This window comes from Bradyrhizobium sp. ma5 (assembly GCF_042258955.1).
Classification (GTDB): Bacteria; Pseudomonadota; Alphaproteobacteria; order Rhizobiales; family Xanthobacteraceae; genus Bradyrhizobium.
The window spans coordinates 383,844-408,338 of record NZ_CP170156.1 but is presented as its reverse complement, the minus strand read 5'-3'; the positions used below and the strand labels follow the sequence as shown (position 1 = coordinate 408,338).

17 protein-coding genes, 1 tRNA gene and 1 pseudogene are annotated in these 24,495 nt (G+C 63.8%); 9 read left to right on the top strand and 10 right to left on the bottom strand.

From position 1 onward, the window contains the following. The first annotated feature begins 7 nt into the window (after window positions 1-7). Window positions 8-2,248, top strand: coding sequence for an NADP-dependent isocitrate dehydrogenase (locus tag ACE103_RS01880; protein WP_375778114.1), 2,241 nt, complete (start codon window positions 8-10; stop codon window positions 2,246-2,248). Beyond that, window positions 2,182-2,520 (top strand): annotated as a pseudogene (locus tag ACE103_RS01875) (hypothetical protein); the annotation flags it as partial. The gene ACE103_RS01880 and the pseudogene ACE103_RS01875, both read left to right, overlap by 67 nt. A 116-nt stretch (window positions 2,521-2,636) precedes the next feature. Here the strand turns inward: ACE103_RS01875 and ACE103_RS01870 are convergent. From ACE103_RS01870 to ACE103_RS01850, 5 genes are all read right to left on the bottom strand, one after another. Beyond that, window positions 2,637-2,726, bottom strand: a tRNA-Ser gene (locus tag ACE103_RS01870). Window positions 2,727-3,161: 435 nt separating this feature from the next. After that, window positions 3,162-4,613, bottom strand: coding sequence for a trehalose-6-phosphate synthase (locus ACE103_RS01865; RefSeq protein WP_375778113.1), 1,452 nt, complete (start codon window positions 4,611-4,613; stop codon window positions 3,162-3,164). A 202-nt stretch (window positions 4,614-4,815) separates the two neighbouring features. Next, complete coding sequence (gene otsB / locus ACE103_RS01860) at window positions 4,816-5,649, bottom strand: trehalose-phosphatase (RefSeq protein ID WP_375778112.1); 834 nt, start codon at window positions 5,647-5,649, stop codon at window positions 4,816-4,818. A 3-nt stretch (window positions 5,650-5,652) separates the two neighbouring features. After that, window positions 5,653-7,095 (bottom strand): MFS transporter, encoded by a 1,443-nt coding sequence (locus ACE103_RS01855; protein ID WP_375778111.1) that lies wholly within the window; start codon window positions 7,093-7,095, stop codon window positions 5,653-5,655. Between the two features lie 366 nt (window positions 7,096-7,461). Beyond that, window positions 7,462-9,495, bottom strand: coding sequence for a methyl-accepting chemotaxis protein (locus ACE103_RS01850; protein ID WP_375778110.1), 2,034 nt, complete (start codon window positions 9,493-9,495; stop codon window positions 7,462-7,464). Between the two features lie 461 nt (window positions 9,496-9,956). Here ACE103_RS01850 and ACE103_RS01845 point away from each other — a divergent pair, with 461 nt between their 5' ends. Both ACE103_RS01845 and ACE103_RS01840 read left to right on the top strand, forming a co-directional pair. After that, on the top strand, window positions 9,957-11,129 hold the full coding sequence (locus tag ACE103_RS01845) for an FIST N-terminal domain-containing protein (RefSeq protein WP_223974516.1): 1,173 nt from the start codon (window positions 9,957-9,959) through the stop codon (window positions 11,127-11,129). After that, window positions 11,126-12,499 carry a hybrid sensor histidine kinase/response regulator gene (locus ACE103_RS01840; RefSeq protein ID WP_375778109.1) on the top strand — a complete coding sequence of 458 codons (1,374 nt, stop codon included), beginning with the start codon at window positions 11,126-11,128 and terminating at the stop codon, window positions 12,497-12,499. The genes ACE103_RS01845 and ACE103_RS01840 overlap by 4 nt, the downstream gene beginning before the upstream one ends. Here ACE103_RS01840 and ACE103_RS01835 read toward each other — a convergent pair. From ACE103_RS01835 to ACE103_RS01820, 4 genes are all read right to left on the bottom strand, one after another. Further along, on the bottom strand, window positions 12,494-13,234 hold the full coding sequence (locus ACE103_RS01835) for a LuxR C-terminal-related transcriptional regulator (protein WP_375778108.1): 741 nt from the start codon (window positions 13,232-13,234) through the stop codon (window positions 12,494-12,496). The two genes, ACE103_RS01840 and ACE103_RS01835, sit on opposite strands and share 6 nt — an antisense overlap. A gap of 118 nt (window positions 13,235-13,352) precedes the next feature. Next, the gene (locus ACE103_RS01830) at window positions 13,353-14,033 is read right to left on the bottom strand and encodes a response regulator transcription factor (RefSeq protein ID WP_223974509.1); all 681 of its coding nucleotides are present in this window, start codon (window positions 14,031-14,033) and stop codon (window positions 13,353-13,355) included. Between the two features lie 138 nt (window positions 14,034-14,171). Then, window positions 14,172-15,374, bottom strand: coding sequence for a c-type cytochrome (locus tag ACE103_RS01825; RefSeq protein ID WP_375781306.1), 1,203 nt, complete (start codon window positions 15,372-15,374; stop codon window positions 14,172-14,174). Between the two features lie 26 nt (window positions 15,375-15,400). Next, a complete protein-coding gene (locus tag ACE103_RS01820; protein ID WP_375778107.1) occupies window positions 15,401-17,116 on the bottom strand; it encodes a PQQ-dependent dehydrogenase, methanol/ethanol family in 1,716 nt (571 codons plus the stop codon). A 404-nt stretch (window positions 17,117-17,520) separates the two neighbouring features. Between ACE103_RS01820 and ACE103_RS01815 the strand changes: the two genes are divergently transcribed. The 4 genes from ACE103_RS01815 (at window position 17,521) to ACE103_RS01800 (ending at window position 22,611) form a co-directional block, all read left to right on the top strand. Beyond that, the gene (locus ACE103_RS01815) at window positions 17,521-18,006 is read left to right on the top strand and encodes a (2Fe-2S)-binding protein (protein ID WP_097675807.1); all 486 of its coding nucleotides are present in this window, start codon (window positions 17,521-17,523) and stop codon (window positions 18,004-18,006) included. A gap of 90 nt (window positions 18,007-18,096) precedes the next feature. Beyond that, complete coding sequence (locus ACE103_RS01810; protein ID WP_375778106.1) at window positions 18,097-20,436, top strand: xanthine dehydrogenase family protein molybdopterin-binding subunit; 2,340 nt, start codon at window positions 18,097-18,099, stop codon at window positions 20,434-20,436. Window positions 20,437-20,449: 13 nt separating this feature from the next. Continuing rightward, window positions 20,450-21,250, top strand: a complete 801-nt coding sequence (locus ACE103_RS01805) for an FAD binding domain-containing protein (RefSeq protein WP_375778105.1) — start codon at window positions 20,450-20,452, stop codon at window positions 21,248-21,250. Between the two features lie 248 nt (window positions 21,251-21,498). Continuing rightward, window positions 21,499-22,611 carry a CaiB/BaiF CoA transferase family protein gene (locus tag ACE103_RS01800; protein ID WP_375778104.1) on the top strand — a complete coding sequence of 371 codons (1,113 nt, stop codon included), beginning with the start codon at window positions 21,499-21,501 and terminating at the stop codon, window positions 22,609-22,611. Window positions 22,612-22,731: 120 nt separating this feature from the next. Here ACE103_RS01800 and hppD read toward each other — a convergent pair whose 3' ends face one another. Beyond that, a complete protein-coding gene (hppD, locus tag ACE103_RS01795) occupies window positions 22,732-23,850 on the bottom strand; it encodes a 4-hydroxyphenylpyruvate dioxygenase (protein WP_375778103.1) in 1,119 nt (372 codons plus the stop codon). Between the two features lie 123 nt (window positions 23,851-23,973). Between hppD and ACE103_RS01790 the strand changes: the two genes are divergently transcribed. After that, the gene (locus ACE103_RS01790; RefSeq protein WP_223974494.1) at window positions 23,974-24,450 is read left to right on the top strand and encodes an Lrp/AsnC family transcriptional regulator; all 477 of its coding nucleotides are present in this window, start codon (window positions 23,974-23,976) and stop codon (window positions 24,448-24,450) included. Window positions 24,451-24,495: the final 45 nt, after the last annotated feature.

Here is a 24,495-nt window from a genome sequence, read left to right as displayed (position 1 = left end):
CGAATGCATGAGTACCGCATCTCCCACCATCATCTACACGCTGACCGACGAGGCCCCAGCATTGGCGACCGCAGCGTTCTTGCCTATCGTGCGTGCGTTCACGGCGCCCGTCGGCATCAACGTCGTTACCAGCGACATCTCGGTGGCGAGCCGAATCCTCGGTGAATTCCCGGAATTCCTGACCGAAGAGCAGCGTTTACCCGACAACCTGGCCGAACTGGGCCGGCTGACGCTGCTGCCGGGCACCAACATCATCAAGCTGCCCAACATCAGCGCCTCGGTGGCGCAGCTGATGGCCGCGATCAAGGAGTTGCAGGACAAGGGCTACAAGATTCCCGATTATCCCGAGAGCCCAAAGTCGGACGAAGAGAAGGCGATCCGGGCGCGCTATGCCAAATGCACCGGGAGTGCCGTGAATCCGGTATTGCGCGAAGGCAACTCCGATCGCCGCGCTCCGCTCGCCGTGAAGAACTACGCGCGCAAGAATCCGCACAGCATGGGCGAATGGAGCCAGGCCTCTCGCTCGCACGTCTCTCATATGCACCAGGGCGACTTCTACCATGGCGAGAAGTCCATGACGCTGGACAAGCCGCGTGACGTCAAGATGGAGCTGATCACCAAGAGCGGCAGAACCATCGTACTCAAGCCCAAGGTGTCGCTTCAGGACCGCGAGGTCATCGACTCGATGTTCATGAGCAAGAAAGCGCTCCTGGAGTTCTACGAGCAGCAGATCGAGGACGCGTACAAGACGGGCGTGATGTTCTCACTGCACGTGAAAGCCACCATGATGAAGGTCTCGCACCCCATCGTATTCGGCCACTGCGTGAAGATCTTCTATCGCGACGCCTTTGCCAAACACGGCCAATTGTTTGACGAACTTGGCGTGAACGTCAACCATGGCATGGTCGACCTGTACAACAAGATCGGTAGCCTGCCCCAGAGCAAGCAGGATGAGATCAAGCGCGACCTGCATGCCTGCCACGAGTACCGGCCCGAACTTGCGATGGTCGACTCGGCCAAGGGCATTACCAACTTTCATTCGCCCAACGATATCATCGTCGACGCGTCGATGCCTGCGATGATCCGGAACGGAGGCAAGATGTGGGGCGCCGACGGTCGCCTGAAGGATGTCAAGGCCGTGATGCCCGAAAGCACCTTCGCGCGCATCTATCAGGAGATGATCAATTTCTGTAAGTGGCACGGCGCCTTCGACCCCAAGACCATGGGCACCGTGCCTAACGTAGGACTGATGGCGCAGCAGGCCGAGGAATATGGCTCGCACGACAAGACCTTCGAAATCCCCGAGGACGGCGTTGCCAATATCACCGACCTCGCCTCCGGCGAGGTGCTGCTGAGCCAAAACGTGGAGCAGGGTGACATCTGGCGCATGTGCCAGGTGAAGGACGCCGCTATCCGCGACTGGGTCAAGCTGGCCGTCAACCGCGCTCGTCATTCCGGCATGCCGGTCCTGTTCTGGCTGGACCCGTACCGCCCCCACGAGGCGCAGCTCATCACCAAGGTCAAGATGTACCTGCACGAGCACGACACCAGCGGCTTGGATATCCAGATCATGAGCCAGGTGCGGGCAATGCGCTACACGCTGGAGCGCGTGATCCGAGGTCAGGACACGATCAGCGCTACCGGCAACATTCTGCGCGACTATCTGACCGACCTGTTTCCGATCATGGAGCTCGGCACCTCGGCCAAGATGCTATCGATCGTGCCACTGATGGCCGGCGGCGGCATGTACGAGACCGGCGCCGGTGGCTCGGCGCCCAAACACGTGCAGCAGCTGGTGGAAGAAAACCACCTGCGCTGGGACTCGCTCGGCGAATTCCTGGCCTTGGCCGTATCACTGGAGGACCTCGGCCTGAAGACGGGTGACCAAAAAGCCAAGCTGCTGGCCAAGACCCTGGACGCCGCCACGGGAAAGCTGCTGGACAACCGGAAGTCGCCCTCGCCGCGCACCGGCGAATTGGATAACCGTGGGAGCCAATTCTACCTCGCAATGTATTGGGCACAGGAACTCGCTACGCAAACCGAGGACCCCACATTGCAGTCGAAATTCAAGCCGCTGGCCGAGGTGCTGACCAGCAATGAAGACCAGATCGTTGCCGAGCTCGCGGCCTTGCAAGGCAAGCCCGCCGACATCGGTGGCTACTACCTGCCCGACTTGAGCAAATGCGAAACCGTGATGCGGCCGAGTCCGACGCTCAATGCGGCACTGGCTCAGATGGGGAGTTCGTAGAGACCCGAAGCTTGGTTGGCCTCGGAAACTCAAATCGACTGTGTCGTCTGGTCAGAGGCCGAGATGAAGCGGCGGGCGCGCACCATCAAAATGCCTTTCTGCCGCATGAATCCCATGTCGTCGCCGACGGCCGCCGCGTCCCGCTCGGACCGAGTGGAGGTCTGCTGTTCTTGTCAGGAAGCCTTTGCGTCGATGAGGACGCACGCGATAACGTCGAACTCCTGACCCGCCGGATATTCGAGCGCATCGCGCGCGTGCTGCGCAAACATGGCGCCTCACTCTCGGATATCGTGAAGACCACGGCGTTCTTGGCCGACTATGATGGCTTCAACCCGGCCCGCATCGAAATATTCATGGACGCCAAGCCTGGCGCACAAAATCGCGGAGATGGCGGAGAGAGTGGGATTCGAACCCACGGTACGGTTTCCCGCACACACGCTTTCCAAGCGTGCGCCTTAAGCCACTCGGCCATCTCTCCGGGAGGCCTCTCTTGAAGGGCTGAGGCGGATTTTGCAAGGGAGCGCGGGGCCGGAGCGTGAAATTTCCCCAATGGATTGAAAATATTAGGTAAATTGGCGATGAGATCAGCGGCGCCCGGCGGCCTCGCTTGCCGTGGCACGCGATTTTGGCCGCTGGCAGGTCAAGGACCGGCGCAAATCAGGCCATACAATCGATCAGCCGATCCTTGCCACTCCCGGGTACGCGATTGCGCACCTGGCGCATGGGCTTTACCCCCGAGCTTTCTACCTTTGTTCGGGGGTCGTGGGGGCGAAATACCGATTGTTGCGCCACGCTGGAACGACGAGCCGCGTTCACGACATCCGCCACGGCGTATGGGTCCCTGCCTTCGCCGGGACGACGGAGTAGCGGATGGGCAAATAACGCGCGCCCATCCTGTAACGCCAGTGCTCGCTCAGTGATATCGCGCGGCAAGATCCGCCGTGCGGCGCCGCCACAGGCTGGGTGGCTCCGGCAGCGCCGCGGCACCCGCATTGTGCGTGTCCCGCAACGCCTCGATGAAATCGGCGAACCATTGCTGGATGGTGCCGCTGTTGAGCTTCTCCATCATGGCTTCCCAGCGCATCCGCCGCTCGGTCAGCGGCATCGCGAGCGCCGTCGCCAAGGTGCGCGCCATGCCGTCGATGTCATGCGGATTGACCAGCAGCGCTGCGTCGAGTTCGTTGGCCGCACCGGCGAATTTCGACAGCACCAGCACGCCGGGGTCGGCCGGGTTTTGCGCGGCGACATATTCCTTGGCGACAAGGTTCATGCCGTCCTGCAACGGCGTCACCACGCCGACCTGCGCGGTGCGGTAGAGCCCCGCGAGCACGCCCTGGCCAAAGCCCTTGTTGAGGTAGCGGATCGGCGTCCAGTCGACCTCGCCATGCACGCCATTGACGTCGGTGACGAGCTTCGCGACCTCGCTCGCGAGATTGCCATAGGCCTCGATCGCGCCGCGCGACGGCGTTGCGATCTGCAGCAGCGACACCGAACGCTTCAGGTTCGGATGCAGCGCCCACATCCGGTCGAACGCCTTGATGCGGTTGACGAGGCCCTTGGAATAGTCGAGCCGGTCGACGCCGATCGCGAGCTTTTCGCCGTTGAGGCTGCGCCGCAGCCGCGTCACGTCGGGATGCATCATCGCCTTGGTCGCCTGCTGCGCGAATTTTCCCGGATCTATCCCGATCGGAAACACCGCAGCGCGGGTGCGGCCGAACGACGAAGTGATCACGCCGTCGCGCACCGCAAAATCGAGATCGTTCTGCACATAGCTCAGGAAGTTCTCGCAGTCCTCATCGGTCTGGAAGCCGATCAGATCATAAGACAGCATCGCCTCGATCAGCTCGCGATGATTGGGCACGCCGGCGATCACCGCGCGCGCCGGCCACGGCGTGTGCAGGAAGAAGCCGATCGGCTGCGTGACGCCGAGATCGCGCAGCTCGGCGCCGAGCGCGAGGAAATGATAGTCCTGGATCCAGAACACGGAATCAGGCTTGCGGAATCGCAACAGCGCACGCGCCATGAACGCATTCACTTCGCGGTAGCTGTTATAGTCCTCGTGCGAGGCGCGAATCAGGTCCGCGCGCGAATGCATCGCGGGCCACAGCGCCGAATTGGCAAAGCCTTCGTAGTAGCCGCCATAGTGCGCGGCCGGCAGATCGAGCATCGCCAGTGCGCCCGCACCGAGAGCTTCGACCTCTGCAAAAGGTTCCTTGTGGTTCCCGTCGCGGACGCGCCCGCTGGAACCAACCCAGATTGCCCCTGTCTTTTCCACCACCGGCAACAATGCCGCAGCCAGCCCCCCCGTCATGGGTTCATTGGGTTTTCCGCGCGAGACGCGGTTCGATACGACGACGAGGTTCACCCGGTCCCCTCCTGTTGGTCAACTCGCGTATTAACAACCATTCATCAAGATGGTTCCTGACCAAGGAATCTCCCAAATGAAACCAAATTCTGGCGAAGCGAGAAGGAACTCGCGGGAACTCGCGAAAAGAAAATTTCATGCGAGGTTGACGCAACGACGCAAAAGCACCGCATTCGACTCGGCTGCGATGAATGTGACTCTGTTAGGACAGCCTGACATCCCTATCATCGTCGAGCAGTTGCGCGAGAAACGCGCGCACATCGCTCGGCCCGTCGAAATGTCCGGCGACGCCGGTCGCGCGACGTCCGACGGAGAATGCGAGGCCGTTGAAATCGGGCATGATCGCAAACACGGTCTCGTCGGTGACGTCATCGCCGATGAAGAACGGGCGGCGTCCCTTGAACGGCTCATGCGTCATCAGCTCGAGCACGCCGGTCGCCTTGGTGAAGCCGGAATGCTTGATCTCGCAGACGCTCTTGCCCGGCAGCACTTCGATCGGCGCATTCGGCAGCTCGGCGCGGATCAGCGACACCGCCTCATAGATCGCCCTCTCCGCCTGCGGCGCCAGCCGATAATGCAGCGCCAGCGAATAGCCCTTGTCCTCGAGCAGAATGCCGGGGCTGAGCTTGGCGATCGCGGCGAGGCGGCGCTTCAATTCCTTGTCCAGTGGTGGCGCGTGCGCCGCGACCGCCTCGCTGTCCGGCTGCAGCCGCATCTCGGCGCCATGGCCGCCGACCGCGGGAAACTGCTCGGGCGCGAAGATCAGATCGATGTCGTTGAGCGAACGGCCGCTGACCAGCGCCAGCGCGCCGCCGGTGCGGTCATGCAATTGCTTCAGCGTGGTCGCGAGCTCCGGCGGCACCCAGACCTCGCGCGGCGTCGGCGCGAAATCGAGCAGAGTGCCGTCGATGTCGAGCAGTACCGCGGTGCGATCCAGCGGCGGAATCAGCGATGCCGGCGCCGGCACATTGTCGGTCGTCGCATCAGGGGTGAAGTCGTCATCCAGGGGCATTTCGGCCAATTCATGCTTCGTCATAGTCTACTCCACAAATGCCAGTGGTCGCGCGACAGATTCGAGCGGTTTTCGCTCGGCCGCGACGGCATAGCGCCACGCGACGGCTGCGGCGACCATCATGAGCGCCGCCCCCAGCAGGTAGCCGGCGAACACGCTGTTGCGCGATCCGGTGTCGATCAGCACGCCGAACAGCGCGGGTCCAATCACGCCGCCGATGCCGGTGCCAACCGCATAGAAGACGGCGATCGCGAGCGCGCGGACCTCCAGCGGAAACGTCTCGCTGACGGTGAGATAGGCGGCGCTCGCCGCCGGCGAGGCGAAGAAGAAGATCACCATCCAGGCGATGGTCTGGGTCTGCGCGTTGAACACGCCGATCGAGAACAGATAACCTGATAGCGCCAGCAACACGCCCGAAATGCCATAGGTCAGCGCGATCATGGTGCGGCGGCCAACCGTATCGAACAGGCGGCCGAGCAGCAGCGGCCCGAGGAAGTTGCCGGCGGCGAACGGCAGGATGTACCAGCCGACATTGCTGGCGGCGATGCCGAAGAAATCGGTCAGGATCAGCGCGAAAGTGAAGAAGATCGCATTGTAGAAGAATGCCTGCGCGGCCATCAGCGTGAGTCCCACCAGCGAGCGCTGCCGGTAGGTGGAGAACAGCGTCACGGCGACCTCGCGCAACGGCGTGTGATCGCGCATCCGGATCTTGATCTTCTCGAAGCCCTCGCCCGGCTGTTCGTGACCGAGCACGGAAGTCTCGATATCGGCGACGATCCTGTGGGCCTCTTCGGGGCGTCCATGGATCATCAGCCAGCGCGGGCTTTCCGGAATCCACATCCGCATCAACAGCACGACGAGACCGAGCACCGCGCCGGTGAAATAGGCGATCCTCCAGCCGTGATCGGGCGCAAGCAACGCAGGATCGAGCAGCACGATGGCGCTCACCGCTCCGATCGCGGCGCCGATCCAGAAGCTGCCGTTGATGACGAGATCGGTCCAGCCGCGATAGCGCGCCGGCACCAGCTCCTGGATGGTCGAATTGATCGCGGTATATTCGCCGCCGATGCCGGCGCCGGTGAGAAAGCGAAATAGCGCGTAGCTCGCGACGTTCCACGACAGCGCGGTCGCAGCCGTCGCCGAGAGATAGAGCGCGAGCGTGATGAAGAACAGCTTCTTGCGCCCGATCCGGTCGGTGAGCCAACCGAAGCCGAGTGCGCCGAGCACCGCGCCGGCGAGATAGGCGCTGCTGGCAAGCCCGACATCGGCGTTGGAGAAGCTCATCGTCGGGCTCTCCTTCAGCGCGCCCGACAGCGCACCGGCGAGCGTCACTTCGAGCCCGTCGAGAATCCAGGTGATGCCGAGCGCTGCCACGACGCGAGTGTGGAAGCCGCTCCAGCTGAGATTGTCGAGCCGAAGTGGGATCGAGGTCTCGATGATGCGGCCGTCATTTGGCGTGACTGGAGCCATCGCCGCGTGCGCCGTCGCAGAGCTCAATTGTGTCCGTTGCAGTGTCATTAGAATCGACCAATGAGAAAAGCCCCGGAACGTTGTGTTCCAAGGTTCTCTTTCCCAGGATTGCGGCAAACGGAGCGCCCGCCACGCGACGTCAACGCCGCAGCCCGGCAAGGGTTCCCGCAATGCGGGAGAGCGAGGGAAGTCGCTAGATCGACGAAACAGTTCGTGCGGAATTGATTTTGTCGTCCTGGCGAAAGCCAGGACCCATACGCCGCGGCCATGGCAATGGGCGCGCGGCGAATTGCACGGGCAACAATAACGTGTGGTGGTTATGGGTCCTGGCCCTCGCCAGCACGACGATGGATAGACCAGCGCGCCCTACGCCGCGCGGATGTTCGCCATGAAGCGGTCGAGTTCCTCGCGCAGCCGCGAGCTCTCGACCGACAGCGAGCGAGCCGAGTTCAGCACCTCTTCGGAGGCGACTCCCGTCTCGGTGGCGCCGCGGTTGACCTGGGTGACGCTGGAGGCGGCTTCCTGGGTGCCCTGCGCGACGTTTTGCACGCTGCGTGCGATCTCCTGCGTTGCCGCGCTCTGCTGCTCGACCGAGCTTGCGATATTGGTCGCGATTCCAGAGATCTGCCCGATCGTGCCGCCGATCTCCTTGATCGCGGCGACCGATTCCTGCGTCGCGGCCTGCATGCCCGAGATGTGAGTGGAGATCTCGTCGGTGGCTCGCGCGGTCTGGCTCGCCAGCGACTTCACCTCAGATGCGACCACCGCGAAGCCGCGGCCCGCATCGCCGGCACGCGCAGCCTCGATGGTGGCGTTCAGCGCCAGGAGGTTGGTCTGCTCGGCGATCGCCGTGATCAGCTTGACCACGTCGCCGATCTCCTGCGCGGCGCGCGAGAGCTTGCCGATCCGGGCATCGGTCTGCTCGGCCTGGCGCACGGCGGAATCGGCGATCTGGCTGGATTCCTTGGCGCGGCGGCCGATCTCGTCGACCGACGCCGACAGCTCCTCGGTCGCGGACGCGACCGACTGCATGTTGCTGGAGGCTTCCTCGGAGGCGCCGGCGACCTGGCTCGACAGGTTCTGCGTGGTCTCGGCGGTGCGGGTCAGCGTCCCGGCCGCGGATTCGAGCTGCACGGCGGACGCCGACACGTTGGAGACGATCGAGCCGACGGCGGATTCGAATTCGTCGGCGAAGCGAATGAGCTCGGTGCGCCGTGCGGCGGCGCTCGCCTTGTTCTGTGCTTCCTGGGTCGCGGCATCGCGCTCGGCCTTGGCGACCGCCTGGACCTTGAACTCTTCGACAGCGCCGGCCATCTCGCCGAGTTCGTCGCGACGGCCGAGGCCCGGCAGCACCACGTCGAAATTGCCGGCCGCGAGCTCGCGCATCGCCGCACACATCGCCGCGATCGGCCGCGAAATGCCCTTGCCGAGCAGGAAGGCCCATACCAGCCCGAGCACCAAGCTGCCGGCGGCAAGCATCAGGATCAACTGCTCGGTTTCGCCGATCATGGAATGCGATTCGGTCTCGAGCCGCTTCTGGTCGGCGAGCAGATCGGATTTCATCCCCGCCGCACCCTGACTGATGGCGGCCGCGGATTCCGTCATCTCGACGGTCAATTCGTCGATCGACTTCGCATTCGCGATCAGCTTGGCCAGCGCCTCGCGGTACTCTTCCAGCAACCCGGTAATGTCCTTCACGCCCTGGCTGATCCGCTCGTTCTTCGAGGTGATCCCCTTCACGAGATTGTCGGCGAATTTCAGCCGGGCGAGCGCGCTGGAGGCAACGGTCTTGTCGCCGTTGACGACGAACGTGTTGACGGCGCCGGTGATCGACTGCAGCTGGTCGGCGACCTTCTTGGCGCCGAACTGAATCGACTGCAGCTCGGAATCATCGGCATTGCTCGGCAGATCGTCGAGCTTGTAGCGCATCGAGGTCGCGCTGCGGACCAGCCTGTTCTGCGCGGTCTGCGCGCTGTCGTCCTTGATACGGACGATCTCGGCAAAGATCTTGGTGAAGGCGCGGAATTCGCGCTCCAGCTTGGTGATCTGCTCGAGCCGGGCCGGATTGGTGGTGCCCTTCATCGACGCCACGATGGCATCCTTCAGGCTGGCCTCGGCGGCGAGCGCGGCCTTGGCGTCGTCCTCCTTGCCGGTGGCGACGTAGTAGCGCGCCAGCGAGCGGTAGGAGATCAATTCGCGATCGATGTTGCGGGCGAGATCGGCTTCCGCGACGCTCTGGCGGTAGGAGCCGACACCGGCGGAGACCCGCTCGAAGCCCATATAGGCAAAGCCCATGGTCGCCGCCGACAGCGCCAGCGTGACGGCAAAGCCGAGCATGATCTTGGCTTGAAATCTGAGGGTTGGGAACCTGATCGACAGCGATCGCTTGAGTCCCGGCATTCCAACCCCCGTCTTCATTCTGAAAACCACGCGGGGTCCGGCAGCAATCAGCCCCAGCCCCCGGAGGGCAAAACTAAGGCAGAATCAATAAGGCCCGGTAAATGGGCAACAGATCAGCCAATTCGGCGCGCTACTACCTTGGTCGGGCTCGGAGGCCGGGCAAGGTGATTGACGCCCGGGTCCGGCTCGATAGTTTAGAACCGATCAAACCTGTCCCTGCCCGGGCCGGGAGAACACATCGGGAGGTGTCCCATGTCATCGCGTCGAGCGGCGCCGTTGGCGCTTGCGGCGAGCGCAGCTGCCGGCAAAGTCGCCCGGCCCATGACATTTCCCCTCACGACCTAGAACCGGCAGGCCTGACCGCAACCAAATCGCGGCATGGCCCGTATGCCCTTACGACCCGCGCTGTCACGACAGGCCGCGCCAAGAAAAACAAAAAATTCTGGTCAGGGAGAACGCCTTTGGCGAAGCAGAACGGCAGCGCCACCGACAGCATTGTCGTGGTGCAGGCAAAGACCGACGGACCGCGGCAAGCAGCCGACGAGATCGCGCGCCAATTGGCGGCGGCCGATCTCGCCATGCTCGTGGTGTTCGTCTCGCCGTTCTATGACCCGCAAACGTTCATTGCCGAGTTGTCCAGCCGGATGCCCGACGTTCCGATCTTCGGCTGCACCACGGCCGGCGAACTGTCGCCCGGCGGCTGGGATGAGGACAGCGTCGTCGCGATGGGCTTTATCGCCGCCGATTTCGTCATCGCGGCCCGGCCGCTGTTCGATCTCGCGACGTTCCGGGTCGATCACGGCCGCTCGATGTGCACCGAGCTGCAAAGCGAATTCGCGCAACGCACCGAGCATTGCGACCACACTGAGGATTCCTTCGGGCTGCTCTTCATCGACGGCATGTGCCAGCGTGAGGAAACCATCATGTCGGCGATCTATGCATCGCTCGGCGACATTCCGGTGGTCGGCGGCTCCGCCGGCGACGGCCTGCGCTTCGAGAAGTCGTGGGTCTTCCACGGCGGTCAGGCCCATACCGACGCCGCCGTCCTGATCCTGATCCGGACGCGGCTGCCGTTCCGCACCTTCAAATGCGATCATTTCGAGCCGACCTCGACCAAGATGGTGGTGACCGAGGCCGACATCGAGCACCGTATCGTCAAGGAATTGAATGCCGAGCCCGCCGCGCTGGAATATTCCCGCGCGGTCGGCCTCAGCGACAGCAAGCTCGAACTGTTCTCGTTCGCCGCGCATCCGGTCCTGGTGCGTGTCGGCGGCGCCTATTACGCGCGGTCGATCCAGCGCACCAATCCGGACGGGTCGCTGCAATTCTTCTGCGCCATCGACGAGGGCATGGTGCTGACGGTGGCGCGCGAGCGCGACCCGATCGACGTGACGAGCCGCCTGCTCCAGGAACTGACCGAGGAGCTCGGCGAGGTCTCGATGTTCATCGGCTTCGAATGCGTGCTGCGCCGGCTCGATGTCGAGCAGCGCCAGCTGTCGCGGGAGATGTCGGAGCTCTATCGCCGCAACAAAGTGATTGGCTTTCAGACCTATGGCGAGCAGTATCGCTCCATGCATGTCAACCAGACGCTGACCGGCATCGCCATCGGCAAGCGGGCTGTCGCGCCGCAATGACCGACAGCAAGACCACGCGCATTGCGGCCCTCGAACGCGAAGCCGAGAAGCTGCGCAAGATCAACGCCGCGCTGATGTCGCGTGTCGAACGTTCGACCGACCAGCAGCTCAACGCTTTCTCGCTGTTCGAAACCGCCATCGCGCTGGATCAGCAGGTGCGCGACCGCACCCAGCAGCTCAAGCAGGCGCTGCAATCGCTGGAGAAAACCAACGGACGCCTGCTGCAGGCCAAGCAGCAGGCCGAGGCGGCAAGCTCGCTGAAATCATCGGTGCTGGTTTCGGTGACGCACGACCTGTTGCAGCCGCTCAATGCGGCGCGGCTGACGCTGTCCGCGCTGACCGAGATGGCCAGCGAGCCGAAGAGCGGCGCGCTGACCGATCAGATCGACCGTTCGCTGGCGACGCTGGAAGACATGCTGCGGACGCTGCTCGACATCTCGAAGCTCGATGCCGGCGTGCTCAGGCCCGAATTCGGTCCGGTCGCGATCGCCTCGCTGTTCGAGCCGCTTGAGCACGAGTTTGTGGCTACCGCCGCCAAGCGCAACCTCGGCTTCAAGATCATGCCGTCGTCGGCGGTGGTGCGCTCCGATCCGCTGATGCTGCGCCGGATCCTGCAGAACCTTGTGGCCAATGCGCTGCGCTACACCCAGCGCGGCACCGTGCTGATGGGATGCCGCCTCCAGGGCGACGACATCTGCATCGAGGTGCATGACACCGGGCCGGGCATCCCGGAGGCCCAGCGCGAGGCCATCTTCGTCGAGTTTCAGCGTGGCGACGCCGGTGCCGGCGACAAGGCGGGCATCGGGCTCGGCCTATCGATCGTGCGCCGGTTTGCCGACCTGCTCGGCCATGACATCAGGCTGAGTTCGCGCGCCGGCAAGGGCTCGGTGTTCTCGGTCACCGTGCCCCGCACCCTCGATCCGGTTGCGATCCCGGTACGCGAACAGGCCAGCGTCGATTATCGCTATGGCGGCATGGAAGGCGCGAAGATCCTGCTGATCGAGAACGACCTGTCGAGCGCCGAAGGCCTCGCCCATCTGCTGGAGAAATGGGGCTGCGACGTCGCGGTGACGATCTCCAAGACGGAAGCGCTCGAGCGCATCCACGCGCTGGACGGCATCCCCGACGCCATCATCGCCGACCTGCATCTCGACAATGGCGAGACCGGCATCCAGGCCGTCGACGTGATCCGCGGCGAGATCAACGCCAAGGTTCCAGCGATCATCGTGACCGCCGACTACTCGGCCAAGGCCGCTTCCGACGTCTCGGCCTTCGGCCACGAACTATTGAAGAAGCCGATCAAGCCGGCCGAGATGCGCTCGCTGCTGTCGTTCCTGCTGGCGGCCGAGCAGTCGAATGCGCGGCTATGAGTCCGCACCGGGCGGCGTGGCCGTCACCGGCGCGTGGTCGTGCTTGCCGAAATCCAGTTTCGACAGCGCGATGATGGCCTCGGTCCGGCTGCGCACGCCGAGCTTCCGCAGGATTTCGGAGACATGCACCTTGACGGTGGTGACCGAGATATCGAGCTGATAGGCGATGTGCTTGTTCTGCAGGCCACGGCAGATCATGTCGAGCACGCGTAGCTGCTGCGCGGTGAACTGGCCGAGCTGCTGCACCAATTGCTTGGTGTCGGCCTGGCCCTTCCGGGCGGCAGCCGAATCGCGGAAACGCGTCGGCAGACACACCTCGCCTTCGAGAATGCCGCGCAGCAGGCGCGCCAGCTCGAGCTTCGGCGTCGACTTCGGAATGAATCCGGAAATCCCGAGCGAAATGGCGCCGCCGATGATCCGGGAATCGTCATGTGCCGAGACGATGACGAGCGCGCTGCGCGGCGCGGCGGCCCGCACCCGGTAGGCACCGAGCAGGCCCGTGGTTCCCGGCATCGATAGATCGAGCAGGATCAGATCGAGGCCGTCACGCGCGGCGATCACGTCGAGCGCACCATCGATCGAGGTCGCCTGCAGCACCTCGGCGTCGGGAAACTCGGCCCCGATCACACCGATCAGGGCAGCACGGAACAGCGGGTGATCCTCGACGATCAGCAGTCGAGGCGCACCCGCTTGATCGACCGGCGGCTCGTCCGCCAGGGGCGCGGTCGTGGTCAATGCTGCGCCGTCCTCCCTCGGATGCTCATGACAGCCATTGTGCGCAGGACATTATCTCAAAGCCGACCGGCAGCCTATAGGTAGCATCCCGGATGCCCTCGCCTTGCAGCGCAGCAACCTAGGGCGCCTTCTCTGCCTTCGCAACCGAGCTGGCTTCAAAGACGGGAAGCGGAATCTTGCCGAGCTCGATGATCGCCTTGTTGCGGCTGAACAGCTTCAGCTTGCGCAGGATCTCGGTGACATGCGCCTTCACCGTGGATTCCGCGAGCTTGAGCTCGGAGGCAATCTCGCGGTTCTGCAGGCCGCGGATGATCAGATGCAGCACGCGAACTTGCTGCGGCGTCAGCTTCTGGATCCGCTCGCGCAGCGTCCGCGCCGACTCGGACTGATCCAGCGCGCCGACCGCGACGAAATCCCGCGGCGCCGAGACCGATCCGCTCAGCACACGCGCGATCGCCTGCGACAACTCGCCGAGCGAGGTCGATTTCGGCAGATAGCCGACCGCGCCCATTTCCAGCGCCTCGCGGATGGTGTGCTTGTCCTCTTCGCTGGAGACGATGGCAATCGGCAGCCGCGGATAGCGATCCCTGATCTTCTGGAAGCCGGAGAAGCCGACCACGTCGGGCAGCAGCAGATCGAGCAGCGCGAGGTCGATATTCGGCTCGCTGGCGAGGATACCAAGCGCGCCCTTGATCGAGGTGGCCTCATAGATCCGGGCATCGGGATGCGAGATGCGGATGGCGTTGCCAAGCGCCTCCCCAAACAGGGGGTGATCGTCGATGATCAGGAACCTCATCATGAGGACCCTCGCACTGCGCGAGCCTTTTCCGTTCCGATTGAATCGGAACGGGGCTCTCGATTCTCATTTTGACGCGTTGTCTTCACGCGAACCGGTGTCCACTTCGCTCGAAAACGCTTCTATTGCGGATCGCGGCAGCTAGTTCGATCCGCCGCTATCCTGCACACTCTGCAGATAGGCATATACGTTTCTGAGCTCGTCGTCGCTGAAGACGTCTTTCCAGGCCGGCATGCCCTTGGCCGGCCGCCCGTCATGGACCGTCTTCCAGAATGTCGTTTCCATGTCGTCAGCATAGCGCTTCTTCAGCAGCCTGAGATCGATCTTTCGCTCGGCCTGCACCGCATCCGGGCCGTGACAATGCGCGCAGGTGCCGTTGAAGACCTCCCGCCCCGCGGTGGCATCACCCTTGGCATCCCCGGTGGTTGCAGCTGTTTGAACCGGTTTCTCCGCCGCGGCCGCCTGCCCGACGGTCACCGGCTCGGCCGCGCCAGTGGACGACGTCGTTGCCCGATCCGCCTGGCCAAACTTCACCGGAGCGCCGTCCGGCACACCGTATTTGGCAAACAGGGCGGAAATCTCCGGCTGCAGCGAGGGCAGCACGCCGTCGACTTCATCGCGCATCGCGCCGGACGCCTTGGCGAAGCCGATCGCGGTCGCCCAGAGCAGGCCGTCACCCTCGGTCGACACGATCTGGTACTTGTCGCCATAGGTCGTCTTGTTGAGCCAGCCCGCCACCGGCGCCCAGATGAAGGCGATGTCCGCCTTGCCCTGTTCGAGGGCCGCCATGCCCTCCTCCGGGCTGAGCACCGTGACCTTCTGGATGTCGTCACGCAGCGCCAGCAGATTTTGCGGCGTCGACTGATACTGCACCGCAACCCGCAATCCCTTGAGGTCGTCGATGCCGGCGAGCTTGCGATCCTTGCCGCCGACCAGCGCGTAACCTTCATGGGCAATCGGCTTCGAGAAGATCACCGAAGGGCCCATGAAATCGTCGATCAGCGGCAGGCCGACCATGGCGTCGCACTGCTTGCTGAGCAGCGTCTCCCGTACGGTGCGCTTGCCGAAATAGGACTTGTACCAATTGGTGCTCACCGTGCGGCCGAGCTTCTGCGCCACCGCCTGGCCGATCTCGAGATAGAGGCCGGGCTTGCCCGGTTGGTCGCTCGAGAACGGCAGGTTGGTCGGGTCGGCGCAGAGCCGCAGCGGCGGTTTTGCCTCCTCGGCGCCGGCCGCCAGGGCCGGCACCATAAGGAAGGCGGAGAGCAGCACGGTCCGGATCGCATGTTCCAACCGCGTGTTGCGCGAGGGGGTGCGCAGTTCGTTTCGGGCGATGCAAGACACGGACAATGCTGCCTCCTTGACGATCGTTATTGCAGGGCGAACACGAACAGCGAGCCGCCTTCGGGCGCCGCGGCGACCATCTTCTTGCCGATGTCACCGAGGAAGGCCGGCAGCGCCGCGGTGCGTCCGACCACGATCGCGACATACTGCTTGCCGTCGACCGAATAGGTCACCGGACCCGCGCCGATGCCGCTGCCGAGGTTCTTGCTCCACACCACCTTGCCGTTCTTGGCATCGATGGCGCGGAAATCGCCGTGCAGATTGCCCGAAAACACCAAATTGCCGCCCGTCGTCAGCGTGCCGCCGTTGAAGGGCAGGTCTTCCTTGATGCTCCACACCTTCTTGTTGGCGACCGGATCCCAGGCCACGAGTTCGCCGAGGAAGCCACCGGGGCCTTCCTTGGTCGGGAATTCGGCGCCGAGGTAGAACACGCCGCGCTTGTAGTTCACGTCAGAGACCGACCAATCCATGCAGACATTGTTGGTCGGGATGTAGACGAGGCCGGTCTGCGGGTTGAACGACATCGGCTGCCAGTTCTTGCCGCCGATCAGGTTCGGACAGATGTCCTTGGCGGGATGGCCGGGGCCCGGACGCTTGTCCGGATCCTCTTCCGCCCGCATCGTGGTGATGTCCCACTTCTTGGCCCAGTTGGCGAAGACGTACTTCTCGGCCGAGATCATCTTGCCGGTCTCGCGGTTGGCCACGAAGAAGAAGCCGTTGCGGTCCGCCTTCATCAGGACCGGCGTCTCGCTGCCCTTGATCTTGAGGTCGGCGAGCAGCAGCTCGTTGACGCCGTCATAATCCCAGGCGTCAGCCGGCGTACCCTGGATGTGCCACTTGATCTTGCCGGTGTTCGGATCGATCGCCAGCGTCGAGGCGGTGTAGAGGTTGGTCAGCTTGCCGAAATTACCGTCGCCGGTGGAGCGCACGCCGGTATTCCAGGGTCCCGGATTGCTAGTCCCCCAGTAGACCGTGTCGGACTTGGCGTCGTAGGAGCCGACCAGCCAGGCGGCGCCGCCGCCATGCAGCCCGGTGTCGCCCTTCCAGGTGTCGCTGCCGGGTTCGCCCGGCGCCGGCACCGTGTAGGTCTGCCAGAGCAGCTTGCCGTCCTTGAGCGAGAACGCCTGCAACGAGCCGCGAACGCCGTATTCGCCGCCGCCGAAGCCGGTGATCACCTTGTCGCGGACGATGAGCGGCGGCGAGGTGATCACCGAGCCCTGCTTGTAGTCTACGACGGTCGAGGTCCAGAGCTCCTTGCCGGTCTCGGCGTCGAGCGCGGTCAGCTTGCCGTCGAGCCGGCCGACGAAGATCTTGCCGTCGGCGTAGGACACGCCGCGGTTATTGACGTCGCAGCAGGCGTATTGAAGCACGTCATCCGGAATGTCCGGCTGCCAGGTCCATTTGCGCGCGCCGGTCGCGGCATCGACCGCATAGACGTATTTCGGCCCCCACGATGTCGACACATACAGCATCTTGCCGATCACCAGCGGCGACGACTCGTTGGAGCGCAGCGAGGCCAGCGACAGCGAATAGACCAGCTGCAGCTTGCCGGCATTCTCGGAATTGATCTGCTTCAGGGGGCTGAAGCGCGTATTGCCGTAGTCGTGGCCGGCAATCGCCCATCCGTTCGGATCGGACGCCGCCTTCACGACGGAATCATTCGCTTTTGACGCGCCAATGCCTGCCATCACCATGGCAACCAGCGACACACCGGCAAAGAAAATCCCGCTCCTCAGCTTCATTGGCTTCCTCCAATATGGTTTCGTTGCCGCGATGGATGCATCGCGCGCGCGGATCGATACCCAATTTCATGAACCAGCGATCTGCTGTCGCTGCGTCGCCATTGAAAATGACAGCAACGCAATTGCGTCGTTATAGGCGGAAGGTAGTAGCAATCGCGGCGGCGATTTTCGGCGCGCCGTCACACCATCCGCCTGCCGAAAACCGCTTGCACTGCGGCGTGATTTCGTCGCGCCGGAGCATGCCCATGGCAGCTTGCAAATTGCCCCTCGAACGGCTGCCTGCTAGGATCGGAAATACAGCCCGGCGCCTTCACGACAGGGCCGCACCTACGACTTTGATCGCGGTTACGTCCCAAATGAAGCGTGGTCTACTGGGCCCATAACGAAGCTATTGGGAGAAACGCGTGTCTACAGTCAAACTGACGGTAAACGGCAGGGCAGTTTCGGTCGACGTCGAGGACCGGACCCTCCTCGTGCATCTCTTGCGCGAAAACCTCAACCTCACCGGCACCCATGTCGGCTGCGATACCAGCCAGTGCGGCGCCTGCGTCGTCCATGTCGATGGACGGGCAGTCAAATCCTGCACCATGCTGGCCGGCCAGGCCGCGGGCTCCAACGTCACCACGATCGAAGGCCTCGCCAAGGGCGACGAGCTGCACCCGATGCAGGCGGCGTTCCGCGACAATCACGGCCTGCAATGCGGCTATTGCACCCCCGGCATGATCATGTCCGCGGTCGATATCGTGCACCGCCATGGCGGCAAGCTCGACGAGGAAACGGTTCGCCACGAGCTCGAAGGCAACATCTGCCGCTGCACCGGCTACCACAACATCGTCAAGGCGGTGCTCGATGCCGCCGGCCGCATGAAGGTCGCGCAGGCCGCCGAATAGCCGGCCCACGCAGTACACACGATCAAGCTCATCACCGCCGGTCTCGATGGAAACGGCGGCAAATCGAATCTCCGTTGGGAGGACTAGACTATGGGTGTTGAAGGAATTGGCGCACGCGTCGTGCGCAAGGAAGATCGCCGGTTCATTACCGGACAAGGAAAATACGTCGACGACGTCAAGATGGTCGGCATGAGCTACGCTCACTTCATCCGCAGCCCGCATGCACATGCCAAGGTCAAGGGCATCAACTCCACCGAGGCCATGAAGATGCCCGGCGTGATCGCGGTGCTGACCGGACAGCAGATCGTCGACGACAAGGTCGGCAATCTGATCTGCGGCTGGGCCATCACCTCGAAAGACGGCTCGCCGATGAAAATGGGCGCGTGGCCGGCGATGGCGCCGGAGACCGTGCGCTTCGTCGGACAGGCGGTCGCGGTCGTGATCGCCGAGACCAAGAACCTGGCCAAGGACGCGGCGGAAGCCGTCGTCATCGACTACGAGGAGCTTCCCGCGGTGGCTGACGTCAGAGCCGCGATCAAGTCGGGCGCGCCGCAACTGCATCCCGAAGCCCCCGGCAACATCGTCTATGACTGGCATATCGGCGACGAAGCCGCGGTCGGCGACGCCTTCAGCAAGGCCGCCAACGTGGTGACGCTCGAGCTCACCAACAACCGCCTGGTGCCGAACGCGATGGAGCCGCGCGCGGCGGTCGCGCAATACGACCAGGCCGAAGAGCACTACACGCTCTACACGACCTCACAGAATCCGCACGTCGCCCGCCTCGTGCTGTCGGCGTTCTACAACATCGCGCCCGAGCACAAGCTGCGGGTGATCGCACCCGACGTCGGCGGTGGCTTCGGCTCCAAGATCTACATCTACCCGGAAGAGATGGTGGCGCTGTGGGCGTCGAAGAAGGTCAATCGCCCGGTGAAGTGGACCGGCGACCGTTCGGAGGCGTTCCTCACCGACGCGCATGGCCGCGACCATGTTTCGAAGGCGGAGATGGCGTTCGACAAGGACAACAAGATCCTTGGCCTGCGGGTGAAGACCCACGCCAATTTCGGCGCCTATATGTCGCTGTTCTCCTCGGCGGTGCCGACCTATCTCTACGCGACGCTGCTGTCGGGCCAGTATGTGATCCCGGCGATCTATGCCGAGGTGATCGGCGTCTACACCAACACCACGCCGGTCGACGCCTATCGCGGCGCCGGCCGTCCCGAGGCAAGCTATCTGCTCGAGCGCATGATGGAGACGGCGGCGCGGCAGCTGAAGGTCGATCCGACCGAGCTGCGCAAGAAGAACTTCATCAACGCGTTCCCGTATCAGACGCCTGTGATCATGGCGTATGACATCGGCGACTTCCACGCCTCGATCGATGCGGCGATGAAGGCGATCGACTATGCCGGCTTCCCGGCCCGCAAGGCCAAGGCGAAAGCCGACGGCAAGCTGCGCGGCATCGGTGTCTCCTGCTACATCGAGGCCTGCGGCATCGCACCGTCGAAGGCGGTCGGCAGCTTAGGGGCCGGCGTCGGCCTGTGGGAATCGGCCGAGATCCGCGTCAATCCGGTCGGCACCATCGAGGTGCTCACCGGCTCGCACAGCCACGGCCAGGGCCACGAAACGACGTTCTGCCAGATCATCGCCGAGCGGCTCGGCGTGCCGATCAGCCAGGTCTCGATCGTCCATGGCGACACTGACAAAGTGCAGTTCGGCATGGGCACCTACGGCTCGCGCTCGATCGCGGTCGGCGGTGCGGCGATCGTGAAGGCGATGGAGAAGGTGGAAGCCAAGGCCAAGAAGATCGCGGCGCACGCGCTCGAGGCGTCCGAGAGCGACATCGTGATCGAGAACGGCGAGTTCAAGGTCACCGGCACCGACAAGGCGATCGCGCTGCCGATGGTCGCGCTCGCCGCCTACACCGCGCACAATCTGCCCGACGGCATGGAGCCCGGCCTGAAGGAGACGGCGTTCTACGACCCGACCAACTTCACCTTCCCGGCCGGCGCCTATATCTGCGAGCTCGAGGTCGATCCGGGCACCGGCAAGACCACCTTCGTCGACTTCGTGGCGGCGGACGATTTCGGCCGGCTGATCAACCCGATGATTGTCGAGGGCCAGGTCCATGGCGGCCTTGCGCAGGGCATCGGCCAGGCGCTGCTCGAGGGCGCGGTCTATGACGACACCGGTCAGCTCGTGACCGCGTCGTTTATGGACTACACCATGCCGCGTGCCGACGACCTGCCGTCGTTCCAGCTCTCCCACACCACGACGCTGTGTCCGGGCAACCCGCTCGGCGTCAAGGGCTGCGGCGAAGCCGGCGCGATCGGCGCCTCTGCTGCCGTGATCAACGCGATCACGGACGCCATCGGCAACAACAAGCTGGAAATGCCGGCGACGCCCGATCGCGTCTGGCACGCCATTCACGGTTGAGGGAGGAAGAGCCATGTACGAGACCACTTATCACCGCGCTTCCTCGATCGACGATGCTGTGGCGCAATTCGCCAAGGGCACGGAGTCCAAGTTCCTGTCCGGCGGACAGACCTTGCTCCCCGTGATGAAGCAGCGCCTTGCTGCCCCATCCGATGTGATCGACGTCGCCAAGATCAAGGACATGATCGGCATCGACGTGTCCGGCGACACCGTCACTATCAAGGCCGCGACCACGCATTACGACGTGGCGCAGAGCGACGCCGTGCAGAAGGCGATCCCGGCGCTTGCCCATCTGGCGTCGATGATCGGCGATCCCGCCGTGCGTCATCGCGGCACAATCGGCGGCTCGCTCGCCAACAACGACCCGGCGGCGGATTATCCGGCGGCGGTGCTGGCGCTCGGCGCGACGGTCAAGACCAACAAGCGCTCGATCGCGGCGGATGACTACTTCAAGGGCCTGTTCACGACGGCGCTCGAGGATGGCGAGATCATCACCGCGGTCTCGTTCCCGATTCCGGCCAAGGCGGGTTATGCCAAGTTTCCGAACCCGGCCTCGCGCTTCGCCCTGACTGGCGTGTTCGTCGCCAAGACCAAGTCGGGTGACGTCCGCGTCACCGCGACCGGTGCGTCGCAAAGCGGCGTCATGCGGGTGGCGCCGATCGAGCAGGCGTTGAAGGCGAACTGGGCGGCCTCGGCGCTCGACAGCGTGACGATTCCGGCGAGCGGCCTGCTCGCCGACATCCACGGCTCGGCGGACTATCGCGCCAACCTGATCAAGGTGATGGGACAGCGGGCGGTGACTGCCGCCGGCTGATAGCGCCTAAACACAAGTCGAGCGGCGGCGCGCAGCGATGCGCGCCGTTCGCGTTTGACCGGCGTCTCGTTTTACCGGCGCTTCGGGGCAAAAGACGCTTGCCTCATCGCGCGTTCGGCGAGACAATTTAGCTAATCAGCTAATTAAAAATACCGTCCCACGGACGGCTGGGAGAACGCAGGACATTCGGCACCAAGCCAGCCGTAAGCACCTCAGCCGCTTAACGCCCACAACGAACGGATAACAACGTGCTCGATAAACCCGCCTCCCAAACCGCTGCCCGCACCTCGGGCCCGCTCGCCGGCTTCCGCATCGTCGAATTCGCCGGCATCGGCCCCGGCCCGTTCGCCTGCATGCTGCTCGCCGACATGGGCGCCGAGGTCATCACCCTCGATCGGGTCGGCGCGGGCAAGAATTTGAAGGCGGTGGCGACCCGCGGCCGCAAGGTCATCGAGCTCGACCTGAAGAACAAAGCGGCGATCGCTGAAGTGCTCGACCTGCTCAGCCATGCCGACGCACTGATCGAAGGTTTTCGTCCGGGCGTGATGGAGCGCCTCGGCCTCGGTCCCGATGTCGTGCTCGCGCGCAATCCGAGGCTGGTCTTCGGCCGCATGACCGGCTGGGGCCAGGAAGGCCCGCTGGCCAACGCCGCCGGCCACGACATCAACTACATCTCGATCACAGGCGCGCTGGCCGCGATCGGCACCAAGGAGAAGCCGGTGCCGCCGCTCAATTTGGTCGGCGATTTCGGCGGCGGTGCGCTCTATCTCGTGGTCGGCGTGCTCGCTGCGCTGCTGGAAGCGCAGAAGTCCGGCAAGGGCCAGGTGGTCGACACCGCGATGTGCGACGGCGCGGCCTCGCTGATGTCGATGTTCTACGACATGGCGGCGCAGGGCCGCTGGAGCGGCGGCCGCGACCAGAACTTCCTGGATGGCGGCGCGCATTTCTACGGCGTCTACGAATGCTCCTGCGGCAACTTCATCTCGATCGGCTCGATCGAGCCGCAGTTCTATGCGCTGCTGCGCAAGCATGCCGACCTAACCGACGCCGACTTCGACGCCCAGATGGACCGCAAGGCCTGGCCGGCACTGAAGGCGAAGCTGGAGAAGGTGTTCAAGAACAAGTCGCGCGCGGACTGGTGCACAATCATGGAAGGCACCGACATCTGCTTCGCCCCGATCCTGACCATGGAAGAGGCGCCGAAGCATCCGCACATGGCCGCACGCCAGGTGTTCGTCGAGCGTCACGGCGTCACCCAGCCCGCCCCCGCGCCGCGCTTCTCGCGCACGCCGTCCGCGATCCGCGAGCCGGAGCTGGCAAGCATCGGGGACGTGACGAGTGCGTGGAAGGCGGGGAAGTAACTCCGCCGTCATTGCGAGGAGCGAAGCGACGAAGCAATCCATATCTCCGCGAGCGGTGAGATGGATTGCTTCGCTTCGCTCGCAATGACGACGTATTGCGCCGCGGTCGCCACTCAGCAGTTAGGCCGCGTGATCGACCTTCAGCACGCCGCGGCGGATCTGGTCTTCCTCGATCGATTCGAACAGCGCCTTGAAGTTGCCTTCGCCGAAGCCATCGTCGCCCTTGCGCTGGATGAATTCGAAGAAGATCGGCCCGATCGCGTTCGCTGAGAAGATCTGCAGCAGCACCTTGGTCTGGCCGCCGTCGACCACGCCTTCGCCGTCGATCAGGATGCCGTTGGTCTTGAGCCGCGCGGTGTCCTCGCCATGCTGCGGCAGGCGGGCGTCGATCCGCTCGAAATAGGTCTCGGGCGGCGACGGCATGAACGGCAGGCCCTCCGCGCGCAGCGTCTCGACCGTCGAATGGATATCGCGCGCGCCGCAGGCGATGTGCTGGATGCCCTCGCCGCGATAGATGTTGAGATATTCCTCGATCTGTCCGGAATCGCCGGCATCCTCGTTGATCGGAATCCGGATCTTGCCGTCAGGGCTGGTCAACGCGCGGGAGAACAGGCCGGACGCGCGGCCCTCGATGTCGAAGAAGCGGATCTGGCGGAAGTTGAACAGCTTGGCATAGAAGCCGGTCCAGACATCCATCCGACCGCGATGGACGTTGTGGGTGAGGTGATCGACGTAATAGAGGCCGGAGCCCGCGGGGCGCGGGTTGGCGGCGCCCAACCACTCGAATTCGGCATCATAGGCCGAGCCCTTGGCGCCGTAGCGGTCGACGAAATACAGCAGGCTGCCGCCGATGCCCTTGATCGCGGGCACATCGAGCGTCTTCTCCGCGGACGACACATTCGCCGGCTCGGCGCCGCGCGCGATCGCGCGCTCATAGGCATGCTTCGCATCGACCACGCGGAACGCCATCGACGGCGCACAGGGGCCGTGCGCGGCGACGAAATTGAAGCCGTGAGTGCCCGGCTCTTCGTTGACGAGATAGTTGATGTCGCCCTGGCGATAGACCGTGATGGCCTTGGTCTTGTGGCGGGCAACCGCGACAAAACCCATCAGCTTGAACAGGGCATGCAGCTCGCCGGGGTTGGGGTGGGCATATTCGACGAACTCGAAGCCGTCGGTGCCCATCGGGTTCTCAGTGCTGATTTCGGCCGGCGGCGCATCGTGCGGAAACGGACCCATGACGGTAACTCCCTGATTTGTCTGGAGATCAGCTTCCGTCACCTGCTGCGCAACGTGCGTGCAAAATAGCCCCTGATTTGCTAAAATCGCGCACGATCCGTGCATGAATTGGACCATTCGCGCATGCCAGACGTCGATGCCTTCGACCTCAAAATGCTCGCCGCGCTGCAAGACGACGGTCGGCTGACCAACCAGCAACTCGCCGACCTGGTCGGGCTGTCCGCCTCGCAATGCTCGCGGCGGCGCATGCGGCTGGAGGAGGAGAAGGTGATCGCGGGCTACCACGCCGACCTCGCCGGCGAGGCGCTTGGCTTCGGCCTGATCGCCTTCATCCACATCACGCTTGCGACCCACTCGCCCGACAACGCGAAGCGGTTTCGCGAGCTGGTCAACCGCGTCGACGACATCCAGGAAGCCTATGCGCTGACCGGCGATGCCGATTACGTGCTCAAGGTGATGCTACGCGATCTGAAGAGCTTGTCCGACATCGTCAACAACGTGCTGATGCCGCATCAGAGCGTGGCCCACGTGCGCTCATCGATCGTGCTCGACCGCCTGAAGGAGAGCACCAGGCTGCCGTTGAAGGCTCTGCAGACCTGACTGGCGCAAATCGAGGGAATTCCGTCATTCGCTTCGGTGACACGA

Excerpts from the sequence above, each read along its gene's own strand:
- ACE103_RS01880 (WP_375778114.1), top strand. The coding sequence starts at position 8 with ATGAGTACCGCATCTCCCACCATCATCTACACGCTGACCGACGAGGCC.
- otsB (WP_375778112.1), bottom strand. The coding sequence starts at position 5,649 with ATGACGAAGCATGAATTGGCCGAAATGCCCCTGGATGACGACTTCACC.
- ACE103_RS01855 (WP_375778111.1), bottom strand. The coding sequence starts at position 7,095 with ATGGCTCCAGTCACGCCAAATGACGGCCGCATCATCGAGACCTCGATC.
- ACE103_RS01850 (WP_375778110.1), bottom strand. The coding sequence starts at position 9,495 with ATGCCGGGACTCAAGCGATCGCTGTCGATCAGGTTCCCAACCCTCAGA.
- ACE103_RS01840 (WP_375778109.1), top strand. The coding sequence starts at position 11,126 with ATGACCGACAGCAAGACCACGCGCATTGCGGCCCTCGAACGCGAAGCC.
- ACE103_RS01830 (WP_223974509.1), bottom strand. The coding sequence starts at position 14,033 with ATGATGAGGTTCCTGATCATCGACGATCACCCCCTGTTTGGGGAGGCG.
- ACE103_RS01820 (WP_375778107.1), bottom strand. The coding sequence starts at position 17,116 with ATGAAGCTGAGGAGCGGGATTTTCTTTGCCGGTGTGTCGCTGGTTGCC.
- ACE103_RS01810 (WP_375778106.1), top strand. The coding sequence starts at position 18,097 with ATGGGTGTTGAAGGAATTGGCGCACGCGTCGTGCGCAAGGAAGATCGC.
- ACE103_RS01805 (WP_375778105.1), top strand. The coding sequence starts at position 20,450 with ATGTACGAGACCACTTATCACCGCGCTTCCTCGATCGACGATGCTGTG.
- hppD (WP_375778103.1), bottom strand. The coding sequence starts at position 23,850 with ATGGGTCCGTTTCCGCACGATGCGCCGCCGGCCGAAATCAGCACTGAG.
- ACE103_RS01790 (WP_223974494.1), top strand. The coding sequence starts at position 23,974 with ATGCCAGACGTCGATGCCTTCGACCTCAAAATGCTCGCCGCGCTGCAA.